This window comes from Xanthomonas rydalmerensis, from assembly GCF_033170385.1.
Lineage (GTDB): Bacteria > Pseudomonadota > Gammaproteobacteria > Xanthomonadales > Xanthomonadaceae > Xanthomonas_A > Xanthomonas_A rydalmerensis.
Window position 1 is genome coordinate 2,185,347 of record NZ_CP126170.1, and the last position, 12,747, is coordinate 2,198,093.

Consider the following 12,747-nt stretch of genomic DNA (forward strand, 5'->3'; position numbering starts at 1 on the left):
GCTCGCGAGGACATCCTTGCCTGGCGCCTGCAGCGCCCGGTCCGCGGCACCTGTCTGGACGCTGCCCGCCATCGCTGGCAAACACGTCCCGCTCAGCTGCGATTTGCGAAAATCCTGCCGTCTTTGATGGAAGAGTTCTCGCATCGATGCGTCCGCGACAAGGTTCAGCTGCGTCCCTGCCTGCGCACACGAGCGCACATCCCCAGGCTGCCACGATTCTGTGGCGGACCACGGTTCCCGGCGTGGCCGCCCATCGACTCTGGGTGGATGACCAGGCCGGGCATGTGCTGGTCGCGGATGGATGGGGCGTCAGCTTCGGTGCGCTGCGGGTTCGCGCGCTGGCCATGGCGACGGGGGCCGAACTTGCGTCGGTCGCCCTCGGCAACCAGGCACGGGCGTTCGCCAGAGACGCCGAGGGCAGCGTGCTGGTGGCCACCGATACCAAGCTGTTCCGGCTCGATGCCGGCACGCTGCGCGTAGTGGAGAAATGGACCTCGCGCATTCCGCGTTACACCGATCGCCTGCTGCCGCTGGGCGGCCACGTGCATGCGGCGAATGCGCGCTCCGCACAACTCAGCGCCATCGCGCTGCCGGATGGCAGCGTACGGCGCAGGGCGCTGGCGGACGAATTGCAGCTGCACGCGACGCCCGACGCGAAGCTCCTGGCGGTGGCGGCCGAGGGCAGCCTCTGGCTGGCGGAGCCGGGCCTGCCGCAGCCGCCCAAGCGCAACGCGCAGACGCCGCCGACCTGCCAATCGGCGATGGATGGACAGGGCCGTCTCTGGCTCTCGCTCGGACCCGGCCGGATCGTCGAGGGCAATCGGGTGTTCTGGGCAGCGCCGACCGCGACCGCCGGCTTTATGGACCCGCCATACACGTCGGTGACGGAGATCGACCTCGGCATGGACTTCTGGAACATCGCGGTCACCCGGGATGGCAGCATGCTCTCGGTGGCCGCAACGACGGCGACAACCGACGAGTCGCCGCGCCATGTGCAGACCAGCGTTGCCTCCTTTCGTACCGACGATGGCGGCCGGCACCGGTGGGTGCAGGCGCCGCCGGAGTTCGAGATCGTATCGATGTGCCCTGACGCAGGATGCGCGTTCGCCACCCGCAACCTGTGGCGCAGTGCCGGCGATCCGGAACTGTCCGAGTTGATCTGCCTGCAGCTGTAGCGCTTCCGCGCGCGCCGAGTCGTGTGGGCGGGGACCTCAGCGAGCCTCTTGCAAACGCGCTTGTCGGTGGCTCAGCGGACCACCTCGTCGCGCTTGTAGGAGCGGTTTCAGCCGCGACGGGCGTTACTGATGCCCTGCGTCGCCGCTGATTCATGAGAAGTGATGCTGCGGCTGATGGTCCAACGCTGCGTCGCGTCACGTTAAGTGAGCGGATCGAGATCGCTAGAGTGCCTAGTGTGGGAGGGACTTCAGTCCCGACTGCAGGCTGCCCGATGAAACATTGGCGCTTCGCCCGTCGCGACTGAAGTCGCTCCTACAAGAGCAACGCGCATGCGTGGCGGCTCGAGGTGGCCTCAAGTCTCCGGCCGCGCCCATTTGCCGCCAACCGCCGCATCGCCTACAACGGCAGCAGGATATTGCTGAGCTTCCACTGCAGGCCGTCGCGCGTGAATACGAAGGGTACCGCGGTGCCGTCGGCGGTGTGCACGGTGGCAACGAAGCGCGTGGTCGATTCGAAGCGGTGCTCGGCCTGGCGCAGCGGTTGCGGCGGGCGCGGCGCGGCGTAGGTGTCGCCGCCGACGGTGTCGCCGCTGGCGCGTTTCCACAATGCATCGCCCTGCATCAGCGCACCGATGCCGGCCGGGGTGACCATCGCGTCCACGCTCATCCCGCCGAGGCCACCGGCCAGCGACAGCAGCGCGCCACCGAACAGGCTGGACTGCAGGTCCGGCCCGGCGCGGCGCACCAGCGCATCGTCCACCTGCGCCTTGAGGTTGACCCGCAGGGTGGGGAAGTCGACGTAGCGTTCCAACGCGGCGGCATCGCGCTCGCGCAGTGCCTGGTCGATACCGCGGATGGCCAGGTACGGCCCGGCGGCGACATAGCCGCCGAGGGCGAGCAGGGCGAGGAACAGCAAGGCCAGCCATTTCTTCATCGTGTGCCTCGTTGCGCGTGTGGGCGTTATGCAGGAGCGGCTTCCGCCGCGACGCGTGACCAGTAATGCCTGTCGCGGCTGAAGCCGCTCCTGCAGCGAGCGTTGCCTCCCTAGAATTCCAGATCCAGCGCCGCGCACAGATAGTCCACGAATGGACCCAGCGTCTGCAGGTCGGCGGCGATTTGCGTACGCAGCCGCGGGCCTGTCATGGTCGCGTCGTCGAGCTGGCGCCAGAACACCCAGTTCTTGTGCTTGAGGTCGTCGATGCATTCGAAGTCGGCCGGGAAACCGCGCGGTGGCCGCACCAGCATCTCGCTTTCCTCGAAGTCGAAGCGGCGGCGCAGCGCTGGCGCATGCGCGGCGGCCTTCCAGCTGCCGGGATTGTCGAAGATGAACTGGCGCACCTTGCGCTGCGTGTCCGGCTCCGGATGCCACAGCCCGGCGCCGACGAAGCTCTCGCCCGGCTGCAGGTGGATGTAGAAGGAGGGCGCCGGCACCTGCTTGCGCCGCTCATGGAACAGGCGCGCGCCCTGCCAGGTCTTGTACGGCGACTTGTCGTGGGAGAAGCGCGCGTCGCGATGGATGCGGAACAGCGAACCGCCGACACCGCGCGGATCGGCGCGGAAGTGCTCGCTGACCTGGGCCAGGTCCGGCTGCAGGTCGGTGATCAGGCGCAGAAACGGCTGGCGCACGTGTTCTTCGTACTTGTGCCGGTTGTCGTTGAACCAGGCCTTGTCGTTGTGCCGCGCCAGGGCACGCAGGAACTTGAAGCTGGCGTCGCTGAAATAGCTGGTCATAGGCTGCGTTGCAGGTCGTGGCCCCAGGCGGCCAACTGGTCGAGCAGGGCTTGCTTGGTAGCATCCTGCGGGTGAGCCAGGCGTAAACCGGCCAGCTCCGCGTAGAAGCCGTCGAAGCTCAGTTCGGACAGGCCGCTGTCCTGCTGCAGGCGCTGCCGCCGGTAGTCGTCCCAGCGCGCCTGCTCGACGATGGACAGGCTTTCCGGCCAGTTGCGCGCGCGGTAGCGGAACAGCAGTTCGGGCAGGCGCGGATCGCGGAACTGGCCTTCCAGTGCGGCCAGCTGCGCCGGCGGGGTGGCGCGGACCTGTGCCATTGCGCGCTTGTCGCCATCGGGGAGGAAGCCGTCGTACAGCGAGGCATCGACATCGGCCGGCACCGCGGCGCGCTCGTTGGCGAACACGCGCCGCACCTTCTCCGCCAGCGCCGGGCCGGCCTCGCGCAGGCGCGCGGCCTTGGCCAGGAGGTGCGCCGGGTCCAGTCGCAGCCGGGCGAAATCCGCCTCGCGCAGGTGCGCCCAGGCGACCAGTGCCGGCGCCTTGTTCAGATGCACTTCCTTGAGCGGGATGCGCTGTTCGCCTTCGGGCAGATCGGCCTGCGGCGTGTACAGGCGGTCGGCGATCTGTTCCGGCGAATAGCGCAGCAGCGGCTCGATGTCGCCTTCCAGGTCGAACACCAGCACGCGGCCGTCGATGCGCGGATGCCGCGCCAGCGGCAGCACCGGCGCCGCACACAGGCGCGCGGCCGGATAGCGCATCGACACGTGCAGCACCGGCTGCATCGCCACCGCGTCGAGCAGGCCGCCGCAGAAGCGCTTGTCGCGCAGCTTCAGCGCGTACTCCCACAGCCGCGGCTGGCTGCGGCGGAAGTGCCGGGCCATGCCGATGGTGGCGTACACGTCGGACAGCGCCTCGTGCGCATCGCCGTCGCGCACGCCATTGGCCAGTGCCAGTTGCTCCAGCTTGAACGAGGTGGCGCCGTCCTCGCGCTGCGGCCAGACGATGCCCTCCGGGCGCAGCGCGTGCATCAGCCGCAGCATGTCCAGCAGGTCCCAGCGCGAGTTGCCGTTGCGCCACTCGCGTTCGTAGGGATCGTGGAAATTGCGGAACAGGCCGTGGCGCACGAACTCGTCGTCGAAGCGCAGCGAGTTGTAGCCCAGCGTGCAGGTCTGCGGCCGTGCCATCTGCTCGGCGATGCGCGCGAACGCCTCGGCTTCGCTGACGCCCTCGCGCGATGCCTGCTGCGGGGTGATGCCGGTGATCAGGGTGGCGACCGGCGAGGGCAGCAGGTCGTCGGCCGGCTTGACGAAGAAACTGATCGGCTCCTCGATCACGTTGAGTTCGGCATCGGTGCGCACCGCGGCGAACTGCGCGATGCGCGTGCGCCGTGGATCGGCGCCGAAGGTTTCCAGGTCGTAGAAGAGGAAGCTGTCTGGCATGAAGAGTCGAATGGTCCGGGCAAGGCAGGCGAGGCGCGGAGCGCGGCAGTGCTTGTGTAGGAGCGGCTTCAGCCGCGACGGGCGTTACCGGGAATGTCCGCCGCGGCGCTCCTAGGGAAGATAGGACATCCGGATAGGGTACGCCGGTTCAATGCGCCCCCTCCAGCGGTGCCAGCCGCGCGTGCACGATGCGCTCCAGCCGGTTCCAGTCGATCCGCGACAGATCGCTGTGGCCCTGCGTGGCCTGGACCAGGATGTCGCGCTGCACCTCGCTGCGTTCCAGCGCCTGCGCGTACGGCGTGCGCAGGAAGGTGACCATGGTGTAGTGCGGCACGAAGCGGGTGGGATGCCGTGCCTGCAGGGCCTGGCCGAGTTCGCGCTGCAGCAGGAAACCCGCGTCGCCGACGCGGTCGCGCATTTCCACGTAGTTCTCCAGCGCCATCTGCTGAATCGCGCCGGCGTTGGGCTTGCGCTCGGCCTCGAAGGCGGCGTAGGCGCGCGCCAGGTCCGGCTCGCGCTGCAGGTGCGCGGCCAGCGCCGCGCAATCCTCGAACGCGCAGTTCATGCCTTGCCCGTGGAACGGCACCATCGCGTGCGCGGCGTCGCCCAGCAGCACCGCGCGGCCGTCCAGGTGCCAGCGCTCCAGGCGCAGCGTGCCGAGCAGGCCCGGCGGATGCTGTTCCCAGTGCTCGGCCAGTTGCGGCATCAGCGGCAGTGCGTCGGCGAAATCGCGCGCGAACAGCGTCAGCGCCTCCTCGCCGCTGCGCACGGTGGCGAAGCTCGGCTCGCCCTTGTTGGGCAGGAACAGGGTGACGGTGAAGGTGCCTTCATCGTTGGGCAGGGCGATGCACATGTAATGCCCGCGCGGCCAGATGTGCAGCGCGTTGGGTTCGATGCGGAAGCCGCCGCTGGCGCTGGGCGGGATTTCCAGTTCCTTGTACGAGTGATCGAGGAACTCGATGTGCTCGGCCATCGGCGCCTTGCGCTGCATCGCCGCGCGCAGCGCCGAGCCGGCGCCGTCGGCGCCGATCATGCTGTCGAAGCGGATGTCGTGCGGCTGGTCGTCGCGGTCGTCGATGAAGCGTGCGTAGCCGGCGTCGAAATCCACCGTGTGCAGGCGCCGGTAGAAGTGGATGCGCGCGCCGGCCTGTTCGGCCAGTTGCAGCAGGGTGATGTTGAGATCGTTGCGGTGCACCGACCAGATCACCTCGCTGTCGTCGCGGCCGTAGCGCTGCAATTGCTGCTGGCCGTCGGCGAAATGCACCATGCGCCCGCGCATCATCACCGCCTTGGCCATCACCGCGGCATCGGCGCCGGCCTGGCGCAGCACGTGCAGGCCGCGTTCGGCCAGGGCCAGGTTGATCGAGCGGCCGCGCTCGTAATCGTGCACGCGCGGGTCGCCGCGGCGTTCGTAGACGGTGACCTGCCAGCCCTGGCGCGAGAGCAGGATGGCGAGCAGGGAGCCGGCCAGGCCGGCGCCGATCAGGGTGATGCTGCGGGGGGATGCGTTCAATGCGGTGTCCGGAAAGCGCGGCAGGCCGCCGCGCGAAAAAGGCGGCTCAGACGCCGGCCCAGGTTTCCACTTCCTCGACGAAGCGGTAGACGTCGCGGTAGCGGTTGTACAACGGCACCGGGCTGATCCGGATCACGTCCGGTTCGCGCCAGTCGCCGAGCACGCCGACCGATTGCAGGTACTCGAACAGGGCACGGCCGCGCTCGCGGCCGCCGGCCACGCGCAGCGACAGCTGGCAGCCGCGCTGTGCCGGGTCGGACGGGGTGATGATCTGCAGGGTGTCGGCCAGGCGGGCGCGGATCAGCGTCTCCAGGTAGCCGGTGAGCTGCTGCGACTTCTGCCGCAGCGCGTCCAGCCCGGCGCGCTCGAACAGGTCCAGCGAGGCGCGCAGCGGCGCCATGCTCAGGATCGGCGGATTGCTCAGCTGCCAGCCGTCGGCGCCGGGCGCGGCGACGAACTCGGGCGCCATGCGGAAGCGGGTGCGCTTGTCGTGGCCCCACCAGCCGGCGAAGCGCGGGGTGTCGCCGTGGCCGTGGCGCTCGTGCACGAAGGCGCCGGCGACCGCGCCGGGGCCGGCGTTGAGGTATTTGTAGTGGCACCACACCGCGAAGTCCGGGGCGGCATCGTGCAGGTGCAGCGGCACATTGCCGATGGCATGGGCCAGGTCGAAACCGACCGCGGCGCCGGCCGCACGCGCCAGCTGCGCCACCGCAGCCAGGTCGAACGCCTGGCCGGTGCGGTACTGCACGCCCGGCCACAGCACCAGCGCCAGGCGCGGGCCATGCTCGCCGATGGCGCGCTCGATCGCCGCCAGCGACACGGTGCCGTCGGCGCCGTCGGGCTGCACTTCGATCAGGTCGGTGGCCGGGTCGAAGCCGTGGAAGCGGATCTGCGAGGCGACCGCGTGCTGGTCGGAGGGGAACGCGCCGGCCTCGATCAGGATCGCCGGGCGCTCGCGGGTGGGCCGGTAGAAGCTGACCATGAGCAGGTGCAGGTTCACTGTCAGCGTGTTCATCGCCACCACTTCATGCGGATGCGCGCCGACCAGCCGTGCCAGCGGCGCAGCCAGCAGTTCGTGGTAGGTCATCCACTGGGTGTCGCCGTTGAAATGGCCTTCCACCGCCAGCGACGACCACTTGTCCAGCACCTCCTGCACCGCGGCGCGCGCGCCGCGCGGCTGCAGGCCCAGCGAGTTGCCGACGAAATAGGCCTGGTCGGCGCCCTGGTGCTGCGGGAACAGGAACTCCTGGCGCAGGGCCCGCAGCGGATCGGCGGCGTCGAGGGCGATGGCGTGCTGGCGGGACAGGATCTCGTTCATCGGCTTGGGTTCCTGGAAGCAGGGCGAGAGTCTAGAGGGTGTGGGACGACGTGAGGTAGCTAACCGGCGGCGTGGCGCTTGGGGCGCTGCGGACGTTGCTGGCGCCGTTGGTACGACGCACCTTCACCCGCTGCGCTGCGCGCCCACCGGCGGCGGATCCTTCGATGCCGCCGCGGCCGGCAGCAGCGCACCGCGAACCAGGTGGGTGAGAGTGCCGATGCTGTCGGCGACGCGGTCGCTGGTGTCGGCCAGCGCGGCCAGCGCGCCGCCGTCGCTGCCGTCCTGCTGCGCAGCCAGCGCCTCGGCCAGGCGCCGCTCGTCCGTGCGCAGGCTGGCCTGCGGCGGCGCCGTGCCGGTGCGCAGGCTCTCGGCCAGTTCGGTCAGTGCGGCGTGCGCCTGCTGCCGGAACTGCGGCAGTTCCGGCAGCGGCGGCAACGGCGGCGCATCGCGCAGCACCGCCTCCAGCGCCAACGAGGCGCGGATCAGCCGGTTGCCGTTGGCCAGCACCGATTCGGCCAGGGTCAGTTCGCGCAGGTTGCGTTTGCGCCGTGGCTCGCCGCGCAGGCGTTCGATCGAGGCCTGGGCATTGGTGCGGGCGGTGCGCGAGGCCGCGCGGGTGTCCGGCAGCGCCTGCAGGCGCCCCTCCAGCACCGCGTCGAGATGGTCGCGGTAGGCGAGCAGCAACTGCGCCAGGATGGCGCGGATGTGCTTGCGTTCCCAGGTCGGCCACAGCGCGTAGGCCGCCAGCGCCAGCGCGCTGCCGAGCACGGTGGCCTGGATGCGCTCGCCGATCGCCTCGCCCGGCGCCATGCCTTCGAACGACAGCAACAGCACCAGCATGCCGGTCAGGCAGGCCACGCCGAGCCCGTAGTTGACCTGGGTGAGCAGGCGGAAGCCCAGGCAGAACACCGTCAGCAACAGCAGCCGCACCACCGCCCCGTCCATCACGAAATGCGCCAGCACGGTGGCCAGCAGCAGCCCGGCGAAGGTGCCGGCCACGCGCAGCGCGCCGAAGCTGAGGGTGCCGCCGAAATCCGGCTTGAGCACGATCGCGGTGGTCATCGGGATCCAGTAGCCGTGCGGGATCGCCTGCCAGCGGGCGAACAGCACCGCCAGGGCCAGGCATACCCCACAGCGCAGCGCGTGGCGGAACGCCACCGACGACAGGTTCAGGTTCGCCCGCAATGTCTGCAGCGGCGCCAGCGGGCGCAGCGCCGGCGGCAGCCGCGCTTCGGCCAGTTCGGCCTGGATCTCGCCGCGGCTGCTGGCCCAGCGGCCATTGCGCACCAGCGCGCGCAGCTGGCCGCCCAGGCCTTGCGCGCGGGCCACGGCGATGCGCAGCAGGCGCCGTTCGCGGGTGTCCTCGGCCTGCGCCTGCACCTGCGCCAGGGCCTCGACCAGATCGTCGAAGCCGGTCATCGAGTCGTTGGCGGCGTCGGGGTCTTCGGCGCTGTCCAGCGCATGCGCCAGCTGGTCCAGCACCACCGCGCTGCGTTCGAGCACGCGTTCGATCGGCAGCCGCGCGGGCGACGCTGTGTCCAGGCGCCCGTGCAGATCGGCCAGGGTCAGCAGCTCCAGCCGCGCGCGTTCGCACAACTCGGCGATGACCCGGAACGCCTGCACTGCACGCCCGCGCGAACGGTGTTCGCCGTGCAGCATCACCATCGCCTCGAGCACCGCTTCGGTGGCCGGCGGCGCCGCGGTCGCGCTCGGCCGCTGGCGGGCGAGGCCGGCCAGTTGCCGCATCAGGTCGGCCAGGGCGAAGCGCTCCGGGCGGTAGCGCTGCAGCGGCCAGGCCGCCAGCGCCATCAGCATCTGCAGCACGCCGCCGGCGAAGATCAGCGCGGCCACGCCCACGCTCTGCGCAGGCGGCAGTCCTACGTCGGCGCTGACCACCAGCAGGATCATGCTGGTCAGCCCGACCCGCGCCGCCACCGGACCCAGCGCCACCAGCAGGCCGCCGCCCAGGCCGAGCAGCAGCGCGCACAGCGCCAGTGCGACCGTGTGCGCGCCGATCAGCATGCCCAGCAACGCGGCCACGCCCGCCGCCAGCGCGGCCATCAGCATGCGCTGCATCCGCGCCCGGTACGGGCCGGGCTGGTCGGAGAACATGGTGTTGAGCGCGCCGGTGGACACCGCCAGGCCCAGTTCGGCATGGCCGGCGGCCACGCCCAGCGCCAGCGGCGCGACCACCGCGGCGGTGTTGCGCAGGGCCACGCGCACCGGCACGTCGCGCGGCTTGAGCGCGATCAGGCCGCGCAGCATCGCGATGGGGAACGGCGCGGGCGCAGGGCGGTCACGGCGCGGCGGCAGCGGCCGGCAGCGGATGCACGTGGCCGCAGGCGGCGCAGGTGCGCAGCGATTCGGACGCGTAGAAGCGCGCGAACACCGGCGGGAAGTCGGTCTCGATGTTCTGCAGCGGGAAGTAGGCTTCGTACAGCAGGTGGTTGCAGCGCTCGCAGTACCAGAGCAGGCCGTCCTGTTCGTGCGGCAGGCGTCGCCGCTCGATCACCAGGCCCACCGACTCCGGTCCGCGTTGCGGGGAGTGCGGCACCTTCGGCGGCAGCAGGAAGGTCTCGCCGGCGCGGATCGAGATCTCGCGCACCGCGCCGTCCTCCTGGATCTTCAGCACCATCTCGCCTTCGAGCTGGTAGAACCACTCCGGGCCTTCGTCGTAGTGGTAGTCGCTGCGCGCGTTCGGCCCGCCGACCACCATCACGATGAAGTCGCCGGCATGCATGCACTTGTTGCCGACCGGCGGCTTCAGCAGGTGCCGGTGGGCGTCGATCCAGGCGTGCAGGTTCAACGGGGCAGGGAGCATGGGGATCCTCGCGGGCGATGACGGAACGGCGCGCGCCGCTCAGCGGTCCTCGCGGTCCTGGCTGATGCGCGCCAGGGCGGCATCGTAGCGCGGCACCAGGTCGTCGATGCGACCGAGTTCCATGCCCAGGTCGTGCACGCGGCCGTCGCGCAGGCTGTAGACCCAGCCGTGTACGGTCAGTTCCTGGCCGCGCGCCCAGGCGTCGAGCACGATCGAGGTGCGGCTGACGTTGACCACCTGCTCGAGCACGTTGAGTTCGCACAGCCGCGCGTGCTGCACGTTGAGCGCGCCGGCCTGCTGCAGGCAGTGCTCGTGCTTCTCGGCCACGTCGGTGACGTGGCGGATCCAGTTGTCGACCAGGCCCAGCCGCGCGCGGGTCAGGCCGGCATGCACGCCGCCGCAACCGTAGTGGCCGACCACCAGGATGTGCCGCACCTTCAGCACCTCGACCGCGAACTGGATCACCGACAGGCAGTTGAGGTCGGTATGCACCACCACGTTGGCGATGTTGCGGTGGACGAACACCTCGCCCGGCGCCATGTCGATGATCTGGTTCGCCGGCACCCGCGAGTCGGAACAGCCGATCCACAGGTACTCCGGGGTCTGCTGCTTGGACAGGCGGCTGAAGAACTCCGGATCCTCGCGGTTGATGCGTTCGGACCAGGAGCGGTTGTTGTCCAGGAGTTGCGCGATTTTGCTCATAGCGTCGCATTATTCCAGAAGCCTGGGTCCGGCGCGCAGCTGGCGCATACGCCGACGCGCATGAGGGCCGCGGCGCCTCAGTGCGCAGGCGTCGCCGGATCGGGCTTTTGCCGATCCCGTTGGCGCGGCCCGCTGCGCAGACTTCCTCCACGCCCACACCGGGCATCAGCGGAGGATCCCATGGCCGACTTCAACGCATTCTTTCCGACCCTGCTCAAGCACGAGGGCGGCTTCGTCAACGATCCGGTGGACCCGGGCGGCGCCACCAACAAGGGCATCACCCTGGCGACCTTCCGCGTGTACGCCAAGAGCCTGCTGCAACTGGAACCGACCCTGGACAACCTGCGCGCACTCACCGACGCGCAGGCCGGGGTGATCTACAAGACCTGCTACTGGAATGCGGTGCACGGTGACGAGATCGCGCTGCAGCCGCTGGCCAACATCCTGTTCGACTTCCAGGTCAATGCCGGCAACAACGCCATCAAGCTGCTGCAGCGCGTGCTCAATGCGCAGACTCCGACGCTGAAGCTGCCGGAGGACGGCAAGTTGGGCCCGGCCACCCTGGCGGCGCTGCTGGCGGCCGACCAGCGCGATCTGTACGCACGCTACAAGCAGGGCCGGCGCGACTACTACCAACGGCTGGTCGCGGCCAGGCCGCCGCTGGCCAAGTTTCTCAAGGGCTGGCTGGCGCGCACCGATTCCTTCCCCGACCTGAGCTGAGCGCGCACACGGCGTACGACGCCGATCCGCCGCCGTCGCCGACGGCAGCCTTCTTTCCCCAGGAGCGACCATGGCTGGACCGACCGCATTGAACGACCTGATCGAAGCGCTGGCCGGCGCCGTGATCGAGGCGCAGGACCGCATCGAGCAGCACCAGATGGCCAACCTCGGCGACTACTTCGACGAGTTCCACCGGCCCAAGAGCGTGATCATCCGCCTGCCGTCGCAGCACCCGCAGGCCGCCGAAGGCGACGAGGACTACTACCGCGCGCCGCTGCTGCCGCTGGTCTCGACCAACGTGCTGCGGATCAAGGACGTGGAGATCAGCTTCGATGCGCAGCTCGGCGACCTCGGCGGCCTGCAATCCGCCGACGGCTTCTTCGCGCCGGAGTCGCCCGGCCCGCGCGGTGCCTGGCAGGCCAAGCGCACCGCCACCCGTTCCAGCGTGCGCGTGGATACCAGCGCCAGCGCGCGGAGCCAGCGCCAGAGTGCCGTCCACGTCGTGTTGCGCGTGGAGGGGACCGAACCGACTGACGGAGCGGCCAGATTGCTCAACCATCTGGCGCAGACGCAGGGCGTGTTCAAGACGGTCATGGCCGACAAGCCGGACGTCGCGGGCACGGACGATGTAACCAATCCCACCAACTAAGGAGTCACTGCAATGGCTGACGAACTCGTCAATATGTCAAGTCAATTCAAGGGTCTGCCGATGGGCGACCTGATCGGCGGCCCGCTGGATGCGGCCTGCGACGCGCAGGTCAAACTGGCCCGCGCCACCGCCGATTTCATCCGCGTCATCGGCTTCTTGCCGCCGGACACCCCCGACCCGAAGAATCCGCAGGCGACCGGCGCCACCCGTACCGCCAGCTTCCGCTTCAAGCGGCCGGTCGACGACCCGGACAAGGCCGGTGGCATCGCCGAGGAGGACGTCGAACTGGAAGTGCCGCTGCTGGCCATCGTCAACGTGCCCAGCCTGAGCATCCAGACCGTGGACATCACCTTCGACATGGAAGTGAAGTCGTCCTTTTCCTCCAAGGAAAAGACCGATGCCTCGGCGTCGCTGTCGGCGGACGTGGAATACGGCTTCGGCCTGTTCAAGGCCAAGGTGCACATCCAGGGCTCGGTCTCCACCAGCAAGGAGAACACGCGCAGCTCGGACAACTCGGCCAAGTACCACGTCTCGGTGCATGCCGCGGACAAGGGGCCGCCGGAAGGCCTGGCGCGGGTGCTGGACATCCTGCAGACCTCGGTGGCGCCGCGCAAGATCGGCAAGCCGATCGCGGTCAACCCGTAATCCCATAGCGGTCCGTTGAACCATCTCGTCGGGGGAC

The 12,747-nt window shown here is 69.6% G+C and carries 12 protein-coding genes; 4 read left to right on the forward strand and 8 right to left on the reverse strand.

Features of this window, described 5'->3' with window-relative positions:
- The first annotated feature begins 242 nt into the window (after positions 1-242).
- Entirely contained in the window at positions 243-1,175 is a 933-nt protein-coding gene (locus QN245_RS09055; protein ID WP_317845103.1) for a YncE family protein, read from the forward strand.
- A gap of 397 nt (positions 1,176-1,572) precedes the next feature.
- Here the strand turns inward: QN245_RS09055 and QN245_RS09060 are convergent, their stop codons facing one another.
- The 8 genes from QN245_RS09060 to can form a co-directional block, all read right to left on the reverse strand.
- Complete coding sequence (locus QN245_RS09060) at positions 1,573-2,109, reverse strand: DUF2939 domain-containing protein (RefSeq protein WP_160967901.1); 537 nt, start codon at positions 2,107-2,109, stop codon at positions 1,573-1,575.
- Positions 2,110-2,219: 110 nt separating this feature from the next.
- Positions 2,220-2,906, reverse strand: coding sequence for a DUF2461 domain-containing protein (locus QN245_RS09065; RefSeq protein ID WP_017914978.1), 687 nt, complete (start codon positions 2,904-2,906; stop codon positions 2,220-2,222).
- Positions 2,903-4,342 carry an exodeoxyribonuclease I gene (gene sbcB, locus QN245_RS09070; RefSeq protein ID WP_317845104.1) on the reverse strand — a complete coding sequence of 480 codons (1,440 nt, stop codon included), beginning with the start codon at positions 4,340-4,342 and terminating at the stop codon, positions 2,903-2,905. The genes QN245_RS09065 and sbcB overlap by 4 nt, the downstream gene beginning before the upstream one ends.
- A 148-nt stretch (positions 4,343-4,490) precedes the next feature.
- Positions 4,491-5,855 (reverse strand): FAD-dependent oxidoreductase, encoded by a 1,365-nt coding sequence (locus tag QN245_RS09075; protein WP_317845105.1) that lies wholly within the window; start codon positions 5,853-5,855, stop codon positions 4,491-4,493.
- A 46-nt stretch (positions 5,856-5,901) separates the two neighbouring features.
- Positions 5,902-7,173: a kynureninase gene (kynU, locus tag QN245_RS09080; protein ID WP_184648101.1), complete on the reverse strand. Its 1,272-nt coding sequence runs from the start codon at positions 7,171-7,173 to the stop codon at positions 5,902-5,904.
- A 123-nt stretch (positions 7,174-7,296) separates the two neighbouring features.
- Positions 7,297-9,438, reverse strand: coding sequence for an FUSC family protein (locus QN245_RS09085; RefSeq protein ID WP_317845106.1), 2,142 nt, complete (start codon positions 9,436-9,438; stop codon positions 7,297-7,299).
- Positions 9,439-9,469: 31 nt separating this feature from the next.
- Entirely contained in the window at positions 9,470-9,994 is a 525-nt protein-coding gene (locus QN245_RS09090) for a 3-hydroxyanthranilate 3,4-dioxygenase (protein ID WP_317845107.1), read from the reverse strand.
- A gap of 39 nt (positions 9,995-10,033) precedes the next feature.
- Entirely contained in the window at positions 10,034-10,696 is a 663-nt protein-coding gene (gene can, locus QN245_RS09095) for a carbonate dehydratase (protein ID WP_160967890.1), read from the reverse strand.
- Positions 10,697-10,876: 180 nt separating this feature from the next.
- Between can and QN245_RS09100 the strand changes: the two genes are divergently transcribed.
- The 3 genes from QN245_RS09100 to QN245_RS09110 all read left to right on the forward strand — a co-directional run bounded on the left by QN245_RS09100 (position 10,877) and on the right by QN245_RS09110 (position 12,710).
- Positions 10,877-11,416 (forward strand): glycoside hydrolase family 108 protein, encoded by a 540-nt coding sequence (locus QN245_RS09100; RefSeq protein ID WP_184447762.1) that lies wholly within the window; start codon positions 10,877-10,879, stop codon positions 11,414-11,416.
- A gap of 70 nt (positions 11,417-11,486) precedes the next feature.
- On the forward strand, positions 11,487-12,065 hold the full coding sequence (locus QN245_RS09105) for a DUF2589 domain-containing protein (protein ID WP_173003349.1): 579 nt from the start codon (positions 11,487-11,489) through the stop codon (positions 12,063-12,065).
- Between the two features lie 12 nt (positions 12,066-12,077).
- Positions 12,078-12,710 carry a DUF2589 domain-containing protein gene (locus tag QN245_RS09110; RefSeq protein WP_184447763.1) on the forward strand — a complete coding sequence of 211 codons (633 nt, stop codon included), beginning with the start codon at positions 12,078-12,080 and terminating at the stop codon, positions 12,708-12,710.
- Positions 12,711-12,747: the final 37 nt, after the last annotated feature.

Bases quoted from the DNA above. Each gene is read 5' to 3' on its own strand.
- QN245_RS09100 (WP_184447762.1), top strand. From the start codon at position 10,877: ATGGCCGACTTCAACGCATTCTTTCCGACCCTGCTCAAGCACGAGGGC.
- kynU (WP_184648101.1), bottom strand. From the start codon at position 7,173: ATGAACGAGATCCTGTCCCGCCAGCACGCCATCGCCCTCGACGCCGCC.
- QN245_RS09085 (WP_317845106.1), bottom strand. From the start codon at position 9,438: ATGCTGCGCGGCCTGATCGCGCTCAAGCCGCGCGACGTGCCGGTGCGC.
- QN245_RS09105 (WP_173003349.1), top strand. From the start codon at position 11,487: ATGGCTGGACCGACCGCATTGAACGACCTGATCGAAGCGCTGGCCGGC.
- sbcB (WP_317845104.1), bottom strand. From the start codon at position 4,342: ATGCCAGACAGCTTCCTCTTCTACGACCTGGAAACCTTCGGCGCCGAT.
- QN245_RS09110 (WP_184447763.1), top strand. From the start codon at position 12,078: ATGGCTGACGAACTCGTCAATATGTCAAGTCAATTCAAGGGTCTGCCG.
- QN245_RS09065 (WP_017914978.1), bottom strand. From the start codon at position 2,906: ATGACCAGCTATTTCAGCGACGCCAGCTTCAAGTTCCTGCGTGCCCTG.
- QN245_RS09060 (WP_160967901.1), bottom strand. From the start codon at position 2,109: ATGAAGAAATGGCTGGCCTTGCTGTTCCTCGCCCTGCTCGCCCTCGGC.
- QN245_RS09090 (WP_317845107.1), bottom strand. From the start codon at position 9,994: ATGCTCCCTGCCCCGTTGAACCTGCACGCCTGGATCGACGCCCACCGG.
- can (WP_160967890.1), bottom strand. From the start codon at position 10,696: ATGAGCAAAATCGCGCAACTCCTGGACAACAACCGCTCCTGGTCCGAA.